Annotated in this window: 18 protein-coding genes; 6 read left to right on the plus strand and 12 right to left on the minus strand. The window is 48.1% G+C overall.

Going from position 1 to position 19,512, the window contains the following annotated elements; translation table 11 throughout:
* Positions 1 to 93: 93 nt before the first annotated feature.
* On the minus strand, positions 94 to 252 hold the full coding sequence (locus B3D59_RS04165) for a hypothetical protein (protein ID WP_286817878.1): 159 nt from the start codon (positions 250 to 252) through the stop codon (positions 94 to 96).
* A 45-nt stretch (positions 253 to 297) separates the two neighbouring features.
* Positions 298 to 1,302, minus strand: a complete 1,005-nt coding sequence (locus tag B3D59_RS04170; RefSeq protein WP_286817880.1) for an ADP-ribosylglycohydrolase family protein — start codon at positions 1,300 to 1,302, stop codon at positions 298 to 300.
* Between the two features lie 337 nt (positions 1,303 to 1,639).
* Between B3D59_RS04170 and B3D59_RS04175 the strand changes: the two genes are divergently transcribed.
* From B3D59_RS04175 to B3D59_RS04185, 3 genes are all read left to right on the plus strand, one after another.
* Positions 1,640 to 1,762, plus strand: a complete 123-nt coding sequence (locus B3D59_RS04175) for a hypothetical protein (protein WP_286817881.1) — start codon at positions 1,640 to 1,642, stop codon at positions 1,760 to 1,762.
* A 270-nt stretch (positions 1,763 to 2,032) separates the two neighbouring features.
* A complete protein-coding gene (locus B3D59_RS04180) occupies positions 2,033 to 6,913 on the plus strand; it encodes a response regulator (RefSeq protein WP_286817883.1) in 4,881 nt (1,626 codons plus the stop codon).
* Between the two features lie 26 nt (positions 6,914 to 6,939).
* Positions 6,940 to 7,734 carry a response regulator gene (locus B3D59_RS04185; RefSeq protein WP_286817885.1) on the plus strand — a complete coding sequence of 265 codons (795 nt, stop codon included), beginning with the start codon at positions 6,940 to 6,942 and terminating at the stop codon, positions 7,732 to 7,734.
* Between the two features lie 117 nt (positions 7,735 to 7,851).
* On the opposite strand, the gene B3D59_RS04190 is transcribed toward B3D59_RS04185, so the two are convergent.
* The 4 genes from B3D59_RS04190 to B3D59_RS04205 form a co-directional block, all read right to left on the minus strand.
* Positions 7,852 to 8,391, minus strand: coding sequence for a 2-oxoacid:acceptor oxidoreductase family protein (locus B3D59_RS04190; protein WP_286817887.1), 540 nt, complete (start codon positions 8,389 to 8,391; stop codon positions 7,852 to 7,854).
* A 5-nt stretch (positions 8,392 to 8,396) separates the two neighbouring features.
* The gene (locus B3D59_RS04195) at positions 8,397 to 9,194 is read right to left on the minus strand and encodes a 2-oxoacid:ferredoxin oxidoreductase subunit beta (protein WP_286817888.1); all 798 of its coding nucleotides are present in this window, start codon (positions 9,192 to 9,194) and stop codon (positions 8,397 to 8,399) included.
* Position 9,195: 1 nt separating this feature from the next.
* Positions 9,196 to 10,347, minus strand: a complete 1,152-nt coding sequence (locus tag B3D59_RS04200) for a 2-oxoacid:acceptor oxidoreductase subunit alpha (RefSeq protein ID WP_286817890.1) — start codon at positions 10,345 to 10,347, stop codon at positions 9,196 to 9,198.
* Between the two features lie 3 nt (positions 10,348 to 10,350).
* Positions 10,351 to 10,560, minus strand: coding sequence for a 4Fe-4S dicluster domain-containing protein (locus tag B3D59_RS04205; RefSeq protein ID WP_286817891.1), 210 nt, complete (start codon positions 10,558 to 10,560; stop codon positions 10,351 to 10,353).
* 344 nt (positions 10,561 to 10,904) lie between these two features.
* On the opposite strand from B3D59_RS04205, the gene B3D59_RS04210 reads away from it, so the two are divergent.
* Positions 10,905 to 11,759 (plus strand): glycosyltransferase family 2 protein, encoded by an 855-nt coding sequence (locus B3D59_RS04210; RefSeq protein WP_286817892.1) that lies wholly within the window; start codon positions 10,905 to 10,907, stop codon positions 11,757 to 11,759.
* Between the two features lie 113 nt (positions 11,760 to 11,872).
* On the plus strand, positions 11,873 to 13,099 hold the full coding sequence (locus B3D59_RS04215) for an FprA family A-type flavoprotein (protein ID WP_286817894.1): 1,227 nt from the start codon (positions 11,873 to 11,875) through the stop codon (positions 13,097 to 13,099).
* Positions 13,100 to 13,200: 101 nt separating this feature from the next.
* Here B3D59_RS04215 and B3D59_RS04220 read toward each other — a convergent pair whose 3' ends face one another.
* The 6 genes from B3D59_RS04220 to cobU are packed head-to-tail and all read right to left on the minus strand — an operon-like array spanning position 13,201 to position 17,653.
* On the minus strand, positions 13,201 to 13,383 hold the full coding sequence (locus B3D59_RS04220) for a histidine kinase dimerization/phospho-acceptor domain-containing protein (protein WP_286817895.1): 183 nt from the start codon (positions 13,381 to 13,383) through the stop codon (positions 13,201 to 13,203).
* Between the two features lie 29 nt (positions 13,384 to 13,412).
* Complete coding sequence (cbiR, locus tag B3D59_RS04225; RefSeq protein WP_286817896.1) at positions 13,413 to 14,222, minus strand: cobamide remodeling phosphodiesterase CbiR; 810 nt, start codon at positions 14,220 to 14,222, stop codon at positions 13,413 to 13,415.
* A 1-nt stretch (position 14,223) separates the two neighbouring features.
* Positions 14,224 to 15,180 (minus strand): adenosylcobinamide-phosphate synthase CbiB, encoded by a 957-nt coding sequence (cbiB, locus tag B3D59_RS04230; RefSeq protein ID WP_286817900.1) that lies wholly within the window; start codon positions 15,178 to 15,180, stop codon positions 14,224 to 14,226.
* 2 nt (positions 15,181 to 15,182) lie between these two features.
* Positions 15,183 to 16,271 carry a threonine-phosphate decarboxylase gene (locus B3D59_RS04235; protein ID WP_286817902.1) on the minus strand — a complete coding sequence of 363 codons (1,089 nt, stop codon included), beginning with the start codon at positions 16,269 to 16,271 and terminating at the stop codon, positions 15,183 to 15,185.
* On the minus strand, positions 16,272 to 17,039 hold the full coding sequence (locus B3D59_RS04240; protein WP_286817904.1) for an adenosylcobinamide-GDP ribazoletransferase: 768 nt from the start codon (positions 17,037 to 17,039) through the stop codon (positions 16,272 to 16,274).
* Positions 17,036 to 17,653 (minus strand): bifunctional adenosylcobinamide kinase/adenosylcobinamide-phosphate guanylyltransferase, encoded by a 618-nt coding sequence (cobU, locus tag B3D59_RS04245; protein WP_286817905.1) that lies wholly within the window; start codon positions 17,651 to 17,653, stop codon positions 17,036 to 17,038. Before cobU ends, B3D59_RS04240 begins: the two co-directional genes overlap by 4 nt.
* A 251-nt stretch (positions 17,654 to 17,904) precedes the next feature.
* Between cobU and B3D59_RS04250 the strand changes: the two genes are divergently transcribed.
* Entirely contained in the window at positions 17,905 to 19,425 is a 1,521-nt protein-coding gene (locus B3D59_RS04250; protein WP_277005465.1) for a sigma-54 interaction domain-containing protein, read from the plus strand.
* The last annotated feature ends 87 nt before the right edge of the window (positions 19,426 to 19,512 follow it).

A 19,512-nucleotide genomic window follows, 5' to 3' on the forward strand; every position in this document is an offset into this window, starting at 1 on the left:
TATTTTTTAAACATTCCAAAAACTTGAAGTGCTGTTTTTTTGCATAACTACTAAGACAGGAGAGGAGATGCATGAGATCATATTCGGAAATTATTAAATCCTTGGTCCTAAGCGATCCCGCATTATAAATGCAATCTTATCCTCCAAAAAAAGAGGCCGTGAATAAATAGCCGCATCGACATTACCATTGCTGTCTGCAGTCGATAAAATACCTGTTCCGTCCGTACTCTCAAAATAAGATTTAAGTTCCATTTTTAAGCTTCCTTTTTTTATCTATCTCTTGTTGTAGTACCAATTTTAACCGAGCATCTCCATAGAAATAATTTCCGGAGGATTGAGCAAACCACTTACCCAGCGCTCAGGCCAACAGGAAAAGCCGCCCTCAGCGCCCAAAAGAGCGCCTAAAACAGCACCCCTGCCGGCATTATCTCCACCACACATTGTATTTGCGATCAGCCCCTGCTCTGGTTTACCCGCATATTTATAGGCAAGATAAAGCGTTGCCGGGATCGAGTGTTCCATATAGCAGGCTGATGAAAAGTGTTTTCCAACCACCGAACCATCTGGAAACTCAAGTAATGATTCAAACGATAGTTTCGACTTGCCATCCGTTCCGTTCAGGAAATGAGCCACAATGGCATCTTTAAGGCGTGTGCCGTTTAGAACATCCAAAACAATCTTTGCTATTATGTTTGCACCGGAAATCATGGATGGCCCATCGTGTGTTAAAGCCAGGTGAGATAATGCCGTTTTTTGAGCATAATCCCTGTCTTGACCAAACACCAAAAGGATAGGAAGCATCAGGCTTAATCCACCAATATGATTTTCATCTTTCCTGCCGCACTCTGTTAAATCACAGCCTTGAGCATATTGGGTGAAAAAATGCCTGAGATATTCTTCGATGTATGTATCATTGTGAAGGCCCGGTGTGGTCATATATTCGACTAAACGATTAAGCCATTCATTTTCAGAGTAACGTTTCTGCCCTTTGATCAATAACAAAAGTTCCCCGGCCAGTTTTAAATTGAGAGTATTCTCTCCGGCTTTGAGAAATTGATGATAATGTATTCCACGCTGACCCCAATATTTTGATTGATCATGTAAAATATCAGCACTTTTCTTTGGGGGGTTATAGGATGAACGCCATAGAATGGAGTCCGGGTGTGGATTTCGAGGTTTCATAAAATCTTTCACATGGCCGTAATCTTTTTCCAAGGCCTTGGTATTGTAATACCAGTGAACCGGCATCGCCAGGGCATCCCCAATAAACAGGCCGTACATTGCGCCTGCTGCCCGATCCATATATGTTAATTCCGTCGTCATATGATTATTGATTTGTTTCAATTGTTAAATGAGCGCCATAAATTCCCCAAAAATTCATATCCCAAGAGTTATCAAGGCGGACCCGTAAGAATTATCCACGCCAACAGCCCGCGTAGATGCAAATAATATAATCTATCATAAAGGCGTCCCAAAAAAAAGCGTTCAATAACAGGATTAGGATTGGTGCGATATGGGTGACGCCCAAATTTAATCATGCGGATCCACGAAAAATAACGGCAAAATATCTTGCTCAGTTCCCCCATGAGGAAGGAAAACAACGCCTGTCCAAATTTATTGTGCAAATAATGCTCAAAGTTTGTTAAAAGCATTTGAATTCTGCCGTGCAAATAAAATTGGATCGTTTCGTATAAATAGCCAAATTCTTCCTTTGAAAACACATCCTGAAATGGGATACGATATTTGTGAACTCCCGGGTTAAGATGAGGTCAAAACCCTGGATTCTCGTGGCTTGCAATTCTAAACCGTTAAATGTATCCTGGTTTTATATGTAAAGCGGTTATTTTTAATGTCCTAATTTAGGAATGAGACCGAGATAACTTAACCTGGGAGCGCGGGCGTCCTGCCCGCATTTTTGCTGAGGGCGGGACGCCCGCGCTCCCGGATTTAGCAAAATGGGAAAGTTATTTAAAACCGGTTCCTTCAATGATGTAACTAAACGGTACGATTTTTTTATTGCATGCAATTCCGGTTGCCTCACCCATTTTATGAATTTTTGATTGCCTGTTGTGTGTTGTGTCTGGCCGTTCTTGCCGGGGATGCCGCAGCTTATGAGATGGGCACTGCGCCGCCATACACCACAAAACGGGTATTAATACTGCATTCTTACCACAAAGGATTCTCCTGGACCGACAATATCGAAGCAGGTATCAGAACGGCGCTGGAAGGCGCGTCCGTTGAAATTTTCATTGAGTATCTGGACAGCAAGCGTCAGCCGCTGGAAGCGGCAGGATCTCACATTCTTGAATATCTGAACTGGAAATATAAAACCTTTCCCATTGATCTGCTGATCCTTTCCGATAACAATGCCCTCACTTTCCTTCAAAGTTACAAGAATATTCTTTTTCCTGACGTTCCGATTGTTTTCTGCGGCATCAATAATTTTCAGCCAACCCTGCTTGAGGGATTTGAGCATCGAATCACCGGCGTGGTGGAAAAAACCGATCCCGTCCGGACCCTTCAACTGATTCGCCTGCTCCAGCCAAAGGCGGAAAAGCTTTACCTCATTGCCGGAACAACACCCACCGGTGCAGCTGTTGCAAAAGAAGTGGACTCGGCTTTGACGGCCGACAGCTTTGGATTTACGCCGGTGTGGTTCCGCGGATTGTCCACGGTTGAACTTGAGCAAAAGCTGTCCGCAGTGTCGCCGGACGATGCCGTTTTTCTGGTGCTCTTCAACCGGGATAAAGACGGGGTGTACTATAGCTATGAGACGGCGGCAGAGCTGGTTGATCGCGCCACGTTTGCCCCGGTATACGGCATGTGGGATTTTTACCTGGGCCACGGGATTGTCGGCGGCATGCTGGCCAGTTCCCGGGATCAGGGACTAACAGCCGGCGCTCTTGCCTTGAAGATTCTGCAGCAAAAAAACATTCTTCCTGTGATCACAGACAGTCCCAATGCCCCTATTTTCCTGTGGGACAAGCTTCGTTCCCATGGTTTAAATCCCGATCTGCTGCCACAGGATACCCAAATCCGCAATCGTCCGGATTCAAAAACATGGACCGTTGCCATTGCCGCCGGGCTGGGGATGCTGCTTTTTGCAGTGGCGGGATACAGCCTGATCAGACTCTTTTCAAAGACTGACCGCTCTTTGTCTCGGTCTATGCCTGACGTATTTCGCAGCAATTTGCGCCAGGCCCTTATTCTTCTGAGCGTTGTTTTGGTGACAGGTTTGGCTGTTCAATCCTGGTTTTCGGCTAAAGAAGAGATGCTGCAGATACGGCATAACATTTTTAACGAAAGAAAAAATTTGATCCGGACCATGGTCAATCGGGCCGTGGACTATATCAACTATGAGCGTTACCGCCTGGGCCAGAAAGGTGACTCAATTCAAGAGATTAAAAACCAAATAATTAAAGGTCTGGAAACTTACGTTTATGCCAACGGGGAGGGGTATATTTTTGTTTTCACTGATCAGGGGTTTGTATTGCTTAATCGGATCCAGTCGGAACTGGTCGGCAAAAACCTATCGGACATCACTGATCCCAACGGTATAAAAATTGTACAGAGCTTGATTAACGAGGCCGGTAAACCCGATGGCGGATTTGTTCAATATACATGGAACAAGCCCAGTCTTGGGCGCGGGGTGCCGAAAATTTCGTTTGCACGGAAAATCAATGACTGGGGCTGGGTGATTGGAAGCGGCCTGTACCTGGATGATATTGAAAAAAACATTCAGTTTTTTGCAAAACAGCAGCGCAACGAATTTATTGTGGAACTTTTAATTATTTTCAGCCTGACATTAAGCGTTATTCTCCTTTTAAGACTGGTCTCCCGCCGTTTGATCGCAAGCGTTGATAAAGAGCTTTTTCTGCTTCAGAAAGCCATTTCAGATCATGATGTCAATGCCGCTGATTATACCTTTCATGAATTTCAAGCCATCGCAGCGATGGCGGATGACAGTTTCAAAGAGCTGGCCCGGACCCAGGCATCTCTGATGGAGACAGAATCGCGGCAACGAGAAATTCTTGAGCATCTGGATGCCGGCGTGGTTATCATCAGCCGGGCGGATCATGTGATCCGTTATGTCAATCCGACAGCCGCAAAACTCATCGGTACGGATCCGGATAGGATCATCGGCAATGAATGCATGCAATATATCTGTCCGACGGAAAAAGGAGCCTGCCCGATCACGGACCTTGGGCAGGTGATGGACAACAGCCGACGGATGCTTTTAAATACAGCCGGTCGTCAAATTCCCATTATCAAAACCGTCCGGCCTTTTACCTATAACGGGCAGCCGGCTCTTCTGGAAACCTTTGTGGATATCACAGAGCAGCAGAAGGCTGAAGATGCCCTTCGCCGGGAGCGTGAACGCCTGGCCAACGTAATTACCGGAACGGATGTCGGAACCTGGGAATGGAATGTTCAGACCGGTGAAACAGTATTTAACGAGCGATGGGCACAGATCTGCGGTTACAGACTTGGGGAGCTGTCGCCGGTTTCCATTGACACGTGGAGGCATCTGGCGCACCCGGATGATTTAAAAAAGGTAAAAATCCTTTTAGATCGGCATTTCTCAGGAGAACTCGACCGTTACGATGTTGAATGCAGGATGAGGCACAAGAACGGACACTGGGTCTGGGTGCAGGATAAAGGCAGGGTGATTTCCAGAACCCATGATGGTAAACCGCTGATGATGTTCGGTACCCATACGGATATCACCGAACGCAAACAGGACCAGGAGCGGCTGCAGCACTCTTTAGTGGAAACTGAGCAGGCCAACAAGGCGCTTAAAAAAGCCAGAAACAAATTAATGACCGTTAACGAACATCTGAAAAATCAGACAGCCCTGGCAACACGGATGGCGGCCAGAGCTGAGATGGCAACCCGGGCAAAGAGTGAGTTTCTGGCCAATATGAGTCATGAAATTCGGACGCCCATGAACGGTATCATCGGTATGACAGGCCTGCTGCTGGATACGGATCTCTCCGATGAACAACGCCTTTTCACCAGCAATGTCAAGGCAAGTGCCGACGCTCTTTTGACCTTGATCAACGATATCCTGGATTTTTCAAAAATTGAGGCAGGCAAACTGGATATGGAAATTCTGGATTTTGAATTGCGGCCCTTTCTGGATGATTTTGTCCATATGATGGCCCTGAAAGCCCATGAAAAAGATCTGGAGTTGATCTGCGAGGTATCGCCCGAGGTTCCGGGACAGCTTCAGGGCGATCCTGGCCGCCTTCGGCAAATCCTGACCAATCTGACTGATAATGCCATTAAGTTTACCAAAGCCGGTGAGGTGGTGATACAGGCGCACCTCAAGCATGAAACCAAAGAAGAGGTCCTCATTTACTTTTCCGTAAAGGATACCGGTGTGGGTATAGCCCCGGAAAAACAGGGTCATCTGTTTGAACAGTTTACCCAGGTGGATGCCTCCATTACACGCAAATACGGCGGCACAGGGCTGGGTCTTGCCATATCTAAAAAACTGGCCCAACTGATGGGCGGAGATATCGGCGTTATTTCACCGGTTCCCGAAATTAGCCAATCGAACAGCTTCCATTCAGGCTGCCTGTTCTGGTTTACGGCCCGATTTAAACAGCAGCCGTCATCTGCTGAAACCGGCCATGAGCATAAAATCATGCCGGATCAATTAAAAAATGCCCGTATTTTAATTGTTGATGATAACCGAACCAACCGGGAAATATTAATAAGACAATTGGTCGGCATGGGGGCAAAGGTATCTGAAGCGGCAGATGGTAAAGCCGCCTTGGAAAAAATAAAGCGAACGGCACAGAAAAATATGTTCTATGACCTTGCGATACTGGATATGCAGATGCCCGGCATGACCGGTGACAAGCTTGGCCTGGCCATCAAAAAAGAGGCGTTCGGGGCAGACATCAAACTGGTGTTGATGCTGTCCATAGGCCGGCGTGGGGGTGCGCGTTATTTTCAATCCATCGGTTTTTCAGGATACCTTACCAAACCGGTGCGTTACTCTGAACTTTCAGACACGCTGGCCTCTGTTCTCTCCGGCGGACAGGCCGGCAAGGAAGAAAATGCCCGCATTCGGCATTTAAATGGTGAAATCAAACAGCCCCATGTGAGGATTCTTCTGGCAGAAGATAATATCACAAACCAGATCGTTGCAAAGGGCATTCTGGAAAAGTTCGGTTATTATGTGGATGCCGTGGCAAACGGTATTGAGGCGATCCGCGCCCTTGAAAAAATACCCTATGACATGGTATTGATGGATCTGCAGATGCCGGAACTGGATGGCCTTGAGGCCACCCGGATGATCCGCAATACGGCATCCAACGTTATTAACCCGGATATCCCGGTGGTCGCCATGACGGCCAATGCCATGGCCGGTGACCGGGAAAAATGCCTGAATGCAGGCATGAATGATTATATCAGCAAACCTGTAGATCCAATTATCCTGGCTGAAAAGATCGAAAAGTGGATTAATCGTATCCAGCCCCGTAATCCGGAATGCTTTACCGTGGATCAGAAAAAAGTGGATCAGAAAAAATATAAGAAACATGAGCCGGGGACCTTTAATCCGGAGGCGCTGAGGGCCAATCTCATGGAAGACAAGCAGCTTATTGCAGCCGCCATCCGTACCTTCCTTGATGACATGCCGGGGCAAATCGATATTCTTTCTCAATTGATCAAACAGGGGCAGGCGCAAAAAGGTGGCGTCCAGGCGCATAAAATAAAGGGTGCATCCGGTTATGTGGCGGCGGGTGCTTTTCAGAAAACGGCCCTGAAAATGGAACTGGCGGGCAAAGTCGGGGATCTAAGGGGAGTTGAACAGCTTTTGCCGGAAATAGGTGAGCAGTTTTCCAGACTTAAGAGCGATCTGGAAGATTATGCGGCCCGTCTTACGGTATCGGATCATTGATATGAATGGAATCATCAGGCGGCACTATGAATAGTAAAAAGGAGTTTACCGGTGGGTATTATATTTTACTGGTTGAAGATGACAAAATGAGTCAGGTGGTTGTCACTGGCATGATTAAAAAGTTGAATTTAGGCTGGGTTGAAATTGCAGAAAACGGCAAAGAAGCTGTAAAGATGTTTTGTTCCCATCGCTTTGACCTTATTTTAATGGATGGGGAGATGCCCCAAATGAGCGGCATTGATGCCGCTCTTGCGATCAGAGCCATTGAAAAGGACAAAGATCTGTCACGCACACCGATCATTGCCCTGACAGCCCATACCACAGAGGAGGACAAGGCGCTTTTTTTAAATAGCGGTATGGATGAATTTTTGGAAAAACCCCTGAGCCCGACACGGTTAAACCAGGCAGTTCAAAAGGGTATCCTGCAGAGAAGTTTTGAGGCAAAGACCCAAGAGATCCGGGATTTAGAAAGCACTATAGACCTGCAGCAACTAAAACGGATCATGGCAGGCAATAAAGCTCTTTTATACAATTGCCTGCAGACCTTCGAATCCACCTATCCACCGCTCTTGTCCAAGATGACTGCTTGCATTGAAAAAAATGAATATGATGAATTAAAAGAAAATGCACATCGTTTGAAGGGAATGTTGAAATATTTAGCAGCCCATAATGCCGCCACTCTGGCAGAACAACTCGAATCACAGGGAGGTACCGGCAACCCTACAAGTGCCAATCTCACTGTTCAGGTCCAGGCGTTAGATGATGAGTGCCTGAAAATCATAGACAGAGTCAAACAGGTATTGGCGGAAAATTTTTCCTGATGGCCCGGTGTCCGGGTAAGCATAAAAAAGGCCGATCTCACACATTGTCTAGTGGATCGGCCTTTTCTTTAATATATGTTGCTTAACTTAAAGTTCAATCTGTCGATCGATTTTGTTTTAAGCAGCCTCTTTTCCTAGAGTAATGCCAATTTCCAAAGCTTTCTTGTTCATGTCAAAGAAAGCTGGGGGCATGGCATCCTGGATAACACTTATAGCTGATTCGGGTTTACAGATGCCTGTAGCACCGATCAGAGCCCCAAGTACACAGACACTGTAAACAATCGGTTTTCCGATTTCTTTAACAACTGTGTCATACATGGGTAACTCTAGAATCTTGGCATTAATATTGCTCGGTTTAACATACCTTGGGTCGACTATCATGAGGCCGCCTGGACGAATCAAGTGGGCATATTTATTATAGCCTTCCTGCATCAGGGCGACAAAAACATCAGCCGATTCAACCTTGGGGTAATAAATATTGCCGTCTGAAATTAAAATGTCGGCACGGGTAGCGCCGCCACGGGCAGCAGCTCCGTAGCTCTGTGATTGAATAGCGTTTTTGCCCTCAAAGATTGTAGCTGCTCTGGCAAGGATAATGGCGGTAGTGATAACCCCTTGCCCACCAGAAGCTGTAAAAACAATTCCTGTTGATTCCATTATGCCTATCCTTTCTTCATTACCTTGTCAATGACGTTTGTTTGGTAAACTTCGCAGTATTCGGGAACATCTTCATCAACAAAAACGCCGCGTTGAATCAGGTCTGGATTCTCTTCCAGTTTTTTGGACCCCATGGGTACGGTTGCTTCCTTGTACCATTCCATCATCTGGGGTGCCTCACCGGCCTTGTTCTTTCTGCCGAATTGGGTTGGGCACATGGACAGAATTTCAACTACTGAAAAGCCTTTGTGTTCGATGGCTTTCTTGATTGTACTCTGGGCTTCTTTGGCATGGTAAACGGTAGTTCTTGCAACAAAAGTGGCACCTGCGCCTTTGGCCAGTTCCACCAGATCAAAGGCACGATCGGGAACACCATAGGGGGCGGTACTTGCTTTTACACCACATCCGGACATCGGTGAATACTGTCCGCCGGTCATACCGTAGATCCGGTTGTTCATGACGATGGCGGTGATNNTGAAGTGGTTGCCGCCGATGGCCGTGGAGTCACCGTCACCAAAGGGGACAATAACTTTCAGGTTGGGGTTGGCAAGCTTAACACCTGTGGCAGTGGGAAGGGCTCTGCCGTGCATGGTATGTGCGGTGTTGAAATCCAGATAACCGGAGATTCTTGAGGAACACCCGATACCTGAAACTACGGAGACATCGTCGTTTTTCAATCCCAAATCATCAATCGCCCTGAGCAATGCGCTCATGACAATACCGTGTCCACAACCCGGACACCACATATGGGGGAAAAATTGGGCCCGGATATATTTTTTTACATCAAATTGTGTATCGCTCATGCTATACCCCCTTTCCTGTGATCATTCTGATCGCCGCTTTAATGTCAGCGGGCTTGATGATTTGGTTGTCAACCCGGTTAGAGAAGTAAACCTTTTCAGGCTCAGCCACAACACGTTTTACTTCTCTGACAATCTGGCCCATATTCATTTCAGCTACAATAACGGCCTTGGCACCGGCACATTTTTCTCTGACAATCTCATCTGCAAAGGGCCATACAACCTGAAGCTCTAAAACGCCGACCTTGATGCCAAACTGATTGCGATAGTCTTCGGCAGCCTGGAGGGCGGATCTGGTTGTTGTTCCATAGGCAACGATGACATACTCAGCATCATCCATGTAGTACTCTTTGTACATGGCGATTTCGTTGGCTTTGCTTTCGATTTTATCTACCAGGTGGTGGATCAGAGCGTTAACATTCTCAGGACTGACGTCGGGAAAGCCCATAATGTTATGATGAAGGCCGGTGACGTGGAAACGATGGCCTGCACCGAAGTCGGACATGGGACGCTGGCCGTTTTCATCGGTAAGATAGGGATAGTATTGTTCACCTACGGGAATATTGGTTCTGATTCTGTCGACAACTTTGATCTCGCCGGGTTCGGGAATGACCACTTTTTCTCTCAGGTGCTGGGTGGCCTCATCAAACATCAGAACAACAGGTGTCCGGTATTTTTCAGCCAGATTAAAGGCTTCAACCGTAATTTTAAATACATCCTGGAGGTTGGAAGCGGTCATGGCAATAATGCTGTGATCTCCATGGGATCCCCATCTGGCCTGCATTGTGTCACCCTGGGCGACGTGGGTGGGGTTACCTGTGGATGGTCCGCCTCTCTGGATATTTGCAATAACACAGGGGACCTCAGCCATACAGGCGTATCCGATACCTTCCTGCTTCAGGGAGAAGCCGGGGCCGGAAGTTGCGGTCATAACCTTTTTTCCGGCAAGAGCTGCGCCGATGATACAGGCCATGGATGCAATTTCGTCTTCCATCTGGATAAATTTGCCACCTCTTTTGGGAAGTGCAGCAGCCAGACCTTCTGCAACTTCTGATGACGGCGTGATCGGATAACCTGCAAAAAAGTCACACCCGGCATAAAGGGCGCCTTCAATGCAAGCATCGCTTCCTGGAATAAATTGAATATTCTTAGCCATTATTTATTCCTCCTCAACTAAAATTTGAATTGCCAGATCAGGGCACCGAAGTTCACAAAGCTTACATGCAATGCAGTCTTCAGGGCGGGCTGCCACAGCTTTTTCATCGCTGCTCAGTTCCAGAACCTGTTTGGGGCAGAAGTGAACGCAAATGCCGCACCCCTTGCACCAGCTCTTGTTAATAATGTGTTTGACGTTTTTTCCTTTTGCCATAAATTCCTCATCCTCGGTTTAAACCGGATTAAAATTGGGCATGTGTTAAAGAGATCTAAATGTGCTTGTCAAAACTTTCCAAATGTAATCATCATGGACAGAACTTGTATTGGAACCAAGGGTAGTCCATAACGAATATGGAAAGGTTGGTCTCAGTTGTTTAATAAGGTTTAAGGGTAAATCTAATTGCAGCATCACTAAATTTTTTTCACCCATGGTTGATTAAAAAATTCACCATCTTGCTCTACCAAAAAAAAAGTCTGTTTACAACTTTTTTCTAATATTTTTTAATTTGGGCCTTAAGGAGCTTGTTTCTTGCTTTTTGATGCTTTACAGTTTTTAACATGATAGAGCAAAAAACAGATACGATCAGTGTGATTATTCCCACTTTCAACCGGGCGTGGACCCTGAAAAGGGCCGTTGATTCAGCCCTTGCCCAGGACTATCCGCACAGGGAAATCATTGTGGTGGATGACGGGTCGACAGACGGAACCCGGGACCTGCTGGCTGGGTATAGAGATAAAATCCGGGTCCTGGTCCAGGAAAACAAAGGGGTGAGTGCGGCCCGGAACCTTGGGATTCAAGAAAGCCGAGGCAGCTTTATTGCGCTGCTGGACTCCGATGATGCCTGGGAAACGAATAAACTTTCCTGCCAGGCCGCGTTTTTTCAATCCAAACCCGGGGCAATGATCTGCCAGACCGAGGAAATCTGGATCAGAAACGGAAAACGGGTCAATCCAAAGAAAAAACATAAAAAACCCTCGGGCATGATCTTTGAGCCTTCTTTAAAGCTCTGCTTGGTCAGCCCGTCGGCTGTGATGATCAGAAAACAACTCTTTGGCCAAAAGGGGATGTTTAACGAGGGCTTTCCGGTATGCGAGGATTATGATCTCTGGTTGCGGATTTCCCATGACACACCAATCTATTTGATTGACACCCCCTTAACGGTTAAAACCGGGGGGCATGGGGATCAACTGTCCGCGGCCCACTCCCAGGATAAATACCGGATTCAGTCCATCCAGAATTTGATTGAGTCCAATGTTCTTTCTCCGAATCAGGAACAGGCCGCTTTAAACGTATTTAAAGAAAAGTGCCGGATTTTTGCAAACGGGTGCATGAAACGGGGCCGCGAAAAAGAGGGTGCTTATTACCTGATGCTTGCTGCAGGTGAAAAGTCAGATTCCGTAACATCCTGTTGAGGAAGCGTAAGCATTTTATAAACTGATAAACTGGAAATTGATTTTACCAATTGAACATGGCATTCTAAATATATTGTTAAAAAAAAACAAACTGATGCAAGGAGAATTGCAGGATGAAATTTCAAAAAATAGTAGATGATATTTACCGCCTTGCGGTTAACATCGAAGACGAAAATTACCTGTTTGAGGGAATATGGCCCATTCCCCACGGCATTTCAATAAACGCGTATCTGATCAAGGGTGAAAAGAATGTGCTCATTGATCTGACCCAGGACATCATGGAGTTTCCCAAGGCCATTACCGGACAGATGGAAGGGCTCTCCCTGGCTGTGGAGGATATTGATATTATCGTGGTAAACCACATGGAGCCGGACCACGCCGGCTGGCTGCGGGAATTTTGTAAAAAGAATACCAAGGGCGTGATTTACTGTACCAAAAAGGCGGTTCCCCTGCTTGAGGCCTTTGGCCGGGTGCCGGCCGACCGGGCCGTGGTCATCACGGACGGCATGACCCTGGACGTCGGGGAGTACGAGCTTCAGTTTTTTGAAACCCCCAACATCCATTGGCCCGAAACCATGATGACCTATGAAACAAAACGGAAAATTTTATTTGCCTGCGACGCTTTTGGTTCATACGGTAAGGTGCCGGAGGACGCCATTTTTGACGACCAGCTCTCCGAGGAAAAACATGCTTTTTTTGAAAATGAGGCGTTACGCTATTACGCCAATATTGTCGCCGCATTTTCCGGCGCTGTACTCAAAGGGCTGGCCAAACTGTCGGGACTGGATGTCAAGATCATCTGCCCCTCCCACGGGATTATCTGGCGGGAGAACCCCGGCGTAATCATTGACCATTACAAGCGCTATGCAGAGTACAGCAAGGGGCCGGCAGAAAGGGAAATCACCCTGGTTTGGTCCAGCATGTACGGCAGTACAAAGTCCATGCTGAACCTTGTGGTTGAGACCATAAGAAAACACAAGATTCCGGTGCATGTTTACCAGGCCCCGGGCGATGACATCGGCTATATCCTGGCCGCTGCCTGGAAGTCCGCCGGGCTTATTTTCGGCATGCCCACTTACGAGTACAAGGTCTTTCCGCCCATGTCCCATGTGATTGACGAACTGCTTGTAAAAAAGGTGACCAACAAAAAAGTTTTCAGGTTCGGCTCCTATGGATGGGTCGGCGGGGCCCAGCGGGATTTTGAATCCAAAATTGAAAAGTCCGGCTGGGATCTGCTCGGATTTTACGAATGGCAAGGGGCGCACACCAGCCAGGATGAGCAGGCCCTGGTCCAGAAGATCGACGCCTTTTGCCAGGAACTGATTAAGTTTACCGAGTAAAAATACTTTCACCAGTAAAGTAAAGGAAAGTAAAGGAAAGGAAAGGAAAGGAAAGGAAAGGAAAGGAAAGGAAAGGAAAGGATGCAGATGCGTCCCTTCCTCTACTCTACTGCTCCTCGGCCACTAGACGTTTTGCGCCCCGGATTTGCGTCATGCTGGCGTGAATCCAGTTCAGTCTGGAGTGTCAGATGGGCAAAGCCGATAATTGCGTTGAGCGGGGTGCGGATTTCATGGCTCATGTTCGCCAGGAAATCACTTTTTGCCCTCGTTGCCTCTTCCGCCAACGACCTTATTCACCCAGAGCAGTCTGCCGTTAAGGGCCTGCCAGGACTGCCAAGGGTATGCCGTTAAAAATTTTGGCCAGGGCAGATAGAGAACCTTGCAGATCGGCAAGGTTAAAAACCTCCAGACAGACGGTTCCCGTGTAGTGTTTCAAGTGGTCCATGATTTTCCTGAACTCGTCTGGTGCCATTTTGTCAAGGCCAATGTGGTCTTGGGGCGGTTGTTCAAGGTGCGTATCCACACCGTGGAGGTGAATCAGATTGATTTTGGGGCCGAACAGTTCAAAGGTGCGCGATATGTCATACCCGTATTTGATGTGGTGCCCAAGGTCGGCACAGACGGAGAGGCCAAATTGGGTTACCACTTCTTTGAAAAGATCCGGGGGATACCACAGGGTTTCCACGCCGATCTTTGCCGGATCTTCCAGGGCCGGCACCAGCAATTCAAGCCCCTGCTGTGCATTGTTTCGCCAGGCTTTCATGCCATCCTTTGACGGCATGGGCTTATCCATCTCCAGATGAAGGGTGAAGCTTGTGACAGGTGCAAGGGAAAATCGATCAATCACCCGTTTCAGGGTATCTGCGGCGTTCCGGCGTTGCCGGTGGTCCGGTGCACATAAGTTGATATCCGTGGGCAGGTGGACATTATAAGTCAGATTCAGGTCCCGGGATAGTCCTGCCAGTTCCTTCACATCGTCCGGGGAAGGAATCTCCTTGGGTTTGCTTTCAAAGACCAGAAGTTCAATTTCGTCAAAAAAGGCGCCGATTTTTTTGACATTGGGGATGATATGATCCGGATAGATAAAGGAGGTTGTGCCCAGCCTGAAAGGTTTTTTCATCATTCTAAAACAGACCCCAGGCCAAAAGAGAGCCCAATACCACGGAAATAAGGGCTGACAGCATCATTAATTCACAGGCTTTTTCAATGTGGAGGGGTTTGGGGTCGTTGAACGCACCGCCGATATAGGGTTTATCCACAAGTTTTCCGTGGTAGACATTGGGACCGCCGAACCGGACGCCCAGCGCTCCTGCAAAGGCCGCCTCGGGGAAGCCGGCGTTGGGGCTTTTGTGATTGCGACCCTGGGTCAGCGCGGTGAAAAACGCTCGCCTGCCTCGGGAAAGGGAACGTATCGCTGCTGCCGGCGCAATCATCACGATGGAGAGCCGGGCCGGGATATAGTTGGCCCCATCGTCAATGCGGGCCGCAGCCCTGCCGAACAGGATATAGGTGTCGTTTTTATACCCAACCATGGAATCCAGGGTATTGATCATCTTGTACATCATGGCCCCGGGGGCACCGAGTACCAGGGCAAAACACAGGGGCGACAGAAAACCATCTACGAAATTTTCCGCCACGGTTTCGCAGGCCGCCCGGGTGATACCCGCTTCATCCAGGTCTTTGGTTTGGCGTCCCACAATATATCCCACCTTGATTCTGGCCTGGGCCAGATTTCCTCGGGACAGTGGCTTAAATACATCCATGGCGGCCCTGTACAGGCTTCTGGTCGAAAAACTGTAAAAAATCAATATGGTCTGGACAATGGCGGCCGCAACCGGATGAATCCGGCCGGCCATAAAAACAAGGGCCCATGTCAGGCCAAAGGCTGTGGTTATCAGGCAAAGGGCAAAGAGAAGTCCTGCCCGGAATGGGTTTTTAATCCGTTTTCGAAATTCAGGTTCAAAAAATGAAATAACCCGGCCCATATAGATAATGGGATGGGGCAGGGATTTCGGATCTCCGGCCAGGATATCCAGGATAAACGCGGCAGCTATAATGTGCCAGGTCACATCAAAAAGCATGGTTAAGTATGTTCCCGGGCCAGGGCTGTTTTGATGCTTTGGGCCAGGGCCAGATTGATTTCACGTGTTTTCAGGGAAAACCGGACAAACCGGTCGGACAGCCCTTTAAAATTGGCGCAGTCGCGGATCAGAAATCTGTCATCTCCCACCCGGCGGCACAGTTCAGGGGCATAGATCCGGTCCAACCGGGCCAACACAAAATAGACCGGCGTATCAAAAAGCCGGATGCCCTCTGTTTCAGCCAGGGCATGGACAAAAGCCCGGCGTTCTTTAACGATAAATTCCCGGGTCTGCCGGTAAAAGGGCAAAATGTCGCCCGGATGATCGTAAATGTTTTTGATTACTGCCTGGGCCAGGGCATTGACGCTCCAGGGCTGGTAATGGGCCATGACTTTCCGGATCAATGCTTTGGCCCCGCTTAAAAAACCTGTGCGAAGCCCCGGAATCCTGAAGATTTTGGACATGGAGGAGAGCACCACAAGGTTGGGCTGGTGTGTCTGCGTTACAAGGGAAAACGCTTCTGCATCCGGTACAAAGGGCAGATAGGATTCATCCACCACAAAACAGGTGTTCGTGTGGCGGCCAATTAATCTCTCCAGATCCTGTTTGTCAATCACGGCGCCTGTGGGATTGTTCGGATTGCAGATAAACACAAGATCGGCGCCTTGCGCCTCGACAGACAACTGATCCAGATCCGGAACAAAATTGTTTTGGGCAAGGGTTAAACAGTGACAGGTCTTTACATTGAGGGCTGCACAGGCATCTTCATAATCGGCGTAGGCAGGACCCAGGATCAGGGCCTTTTTTGCCCCAAGGGCCAGGGGCAGGGTATAGATGAAAAATGTGGTGCCGTTGCCTGCCATCACACAGCCGGGATCAATGCCGTGATAGTCTGCAAACCCCTTTGACATACCGGCCGCATCCGGTTCGGGAAGGGCATGAATCAGGTGAATGTTTTCCCGGATAAAGGCGTGGATGCGTTTCGGCGGCCCCAGGGGATTGAGGTTGGAACTCATATCAATGATATCTTCAAGCCCGCATCCTATACGGTCTGCAAGCTGCTGTTTATTTCCGCCGTGGCCCTGAATCATTTAAATAACATTCATGCCGGCGGCCATGAACAGCAAGGCTTCCATCACTTCGGTCATGGCACCAAGCATGTCCCCTGTGATGCAGTTCATTTTCTGTTCATAAAATTTTAAAATAGCAACACAGCCCATGGCAAACCCTGAAATCAATATCAGGCCCTTATATCCCAGAAGCAGGGAAAACCCCAGCGGGATCAGGCACAGGTAAAAATCTTTTGAATTAAGCGGGCGGTCAAACAGATCCTTGCCTGTTCCCCTGCCTTTTCTGCCGTATTTGAGATATTTTATGCCCAATATCATGGAGGCTCTGGAAAAAGAGGGCACCAGCAAAAGTATGGCCATGGCCTGAACCGGAGAACAACTGCTTTTCACCGACCAGATCCCGGCAAGTTTTGCCGCCAGACCTAAAACAACGGCAACCAGTCCCATCATGCCGGTTCTGGAATCTTTCATGATTTCAAGGGCCCGTTCCCTGCTCTGATGGCTGAAGATTCCGTCTGCGGTATCGCCAAGTCCGTCCAGGTGAAAGGCGCCGGTTACGGCCACCAGGAAAATGAGATCAACAAGGGCTGCGGCAGGTGCCGGCCAGACCATGGATGCCAGAAAATCGGTTATCACCAGAAGGGTGCCGATGATCAATCCCACCACGGGGAAAAAGCGGATCATGCCCACAGGAGAATATACCGGATTTTTTCCCGTGGGCAGAATGGTAATAAAGGCCATGCAGGCCCGTAAGTCTGCAAAAAAACCAGGGGTATCCGTCCGGGTCATTGAAGTTCGCCGTTCCCAAAATCCTTGCCGTTGAAGAGCCAGGGCTCGACCTGTCCGGATTTGATCTGATTCGGTTTGATTTGGCGCGGTTTGATTTGGACGGGGATACCGGCCATACTCACAAAAACCTCGTCAACGGCCCGGGCCACCCGCTGGTTGACAAGCCCTGCCATGTCCCTGAACTGCCGTGCAAGGCTGTTTTCAGGAACGATTCCATATCCCACTTCATTGGAAACCAGGATAACAGGGCAGGTTGACCGGTTTAATGCGCCTAAAAGCAGGTCCACCGCCGCCATGATACCGGCCTCATCTGTTTGCTGGAGCAAAAGGTTGGAGGTCCAAAGGGTCAGGCAGTCCACCAGAATCACCTTTGCCTGGGCACAGGCCCGCTCAATGGTCTCATGGATGCGTATGGGTTCTTCAATGGTTGCCCAGTCAGGTCCGCGGTCATCCTGGTGGTGTTTAACCCGTTTATTCATTTCACTGTCCGTGGGCACACAGGTGGCCAGATATATTTTTTTGTCCCGGGCCATATGATCTGCGGCCTGCTTGGCAAAACCGCTTTTGCCGCTCCTGCAGCCGCCGAGCACCAGAATACGCTTTATGTTCTTCATAATTGGGGCATTATTCCATCAGCATATTAGAAAATCAAGATGAATAAGCTCAAATTTGTCAGGTAATGGTTATCATATATAACAGGATTAAAAAATTCAAAATTGTATTTTTTTATTTGATTTTTACGCCATAAAACGGTATTTCCATTAAGCAATTTTAGTTACTGCAGAAACAACGGTTTTCCTGCAACTAAGAGATAAAATGAAAAGATGAAAATAAAAGCAAAAATATTGATGCGGACACCCCCCTTATGAAGTCGATTGAAGAAACTTCTCTGTTATACGAAATCAGCCAATCATTAAACCAGCACATGGACATGAAAAAATCCCTGTTCAAGGTTTTAAGTGTTCTGTCTGAATCACTGAATCTTGTCCGAGGAATCATTTTTCTAACAAATACTGAAACCGGCGAAATCCGCATTGAAATGGCCCACGGCATTTCCGAAGACAAAACCAAACAGATCAAATACCTGCCCGGGGAAGGTATCATCGGTAAAGTGATCCAGACCGGTAAACCTGCCGTGGTGCCAAGAATCAGTGAAGAACCACTGTTTCTGGATAAAACCCATTCAAGGAATCTTACCCAGGGGCAGGATTACTCCTTTATTTGCGTACCCATAAAAAAAGATAGTCGCGTGGTCGGTGCCATCAGTGCCGACCGCCCCTATGAAGGCAAACGCTCCCTTGAAAATGGCGAAAAACTGCTCGCCGTGGTGGCAACCATGGTTGCCCATCACGTCATCAACATTGAAACCATCCGGGTGGAAAAAGAGCAGTTGAAAACCGAGAACCTCCGGCTGAAATCAGAGCTGGAGAACAAGTACAGTTTTTCCAATATAATCGGCAATTCCAATAAGATGCGTGAAGTGCTCCAGATGATCTCCCAGGTATCCTCCTCTTCGGCAACCGTATTGATCCGCGGTGAAAGCGGCACGGGCAAGGAGCTGGTGGCCAATTCCATCCATTACAACTCAGAGCGCAACCAGAATCCCTTTATCAAGATCAACTGCGCGGCTATTCCGGAAAATCTCATTGAAAGCGAGCTGTTCGGCCATGAAAAAGGGGCATTTACCGGCGCAGCCTTCACAAAAAAAGGTAAATTTGAGGTCGCCAATACAGGTACCATTTTTCTGGACGAGATCGGCAACATGGATCTCGGTGCCCAGGTAAAGCTTTTACGGGTACTCCAGGAAAAGGAATTTGAGCGGGTGGGCGGGTACAAGCCCATCAAGACGGATGTCAGGATCGTGGCCGCCACCAACTCCAATCTGGAGGAGATGGTCCAGCAGGGTAGATTCAGGGACGACCTCTATTTCCGGCTCAATGTATTTCCCATTTACATCCCCAGCCTTCGCATGCGGAAAACAGACATTATTCTTCTGGCCGATCATTTTCTGGAAAAATACATAAAGGAGCATGGCAAGGAGATTAAACGCATCACTACGCCGGCCATTGACATGATGATGGAATACCATTGGCCGGGCAATGTCCGGGAACTTGAAAACTGCATTGAACGGGCCGTTATTCTATGCAATGAAGGCGCCATTCACTCCTACCACCTGCCGGCAACCCTTCAGACCGGAACCAGGTCCAAAACCCTTCCCTTGTCCCTTGAAGATGCCGTGGCAAGCCTTGAAAAGGAAATCCTTATGGATGCCCTGAAAAATACCCGGGGCAATATTAACAAGGCTGCCAAATTGATCAACATCACCGTAAGAAAATTTTCATATAAGGCTGCCCGGTATAATCTCAATTATAAAGATTATCGATAGTGCCCGCCCGAAAACCGCAAATTTTGCCGATGACGGTGTTGGATGCAGGTTTTGGCTCTCCGAGCTTTTCCGTGGTTGACACTCACC

It is taken from the genome of Desulfobacter sp. UBA2225 (genome assembly GCF_002348205.1).
Classification (GTDB): Bacteria; Desulfobacterota; Desulfobacteria; order Desulfobacterales; family Desulfobacteraceae; genus Desulfobacter; species Desulfobacter postgatei.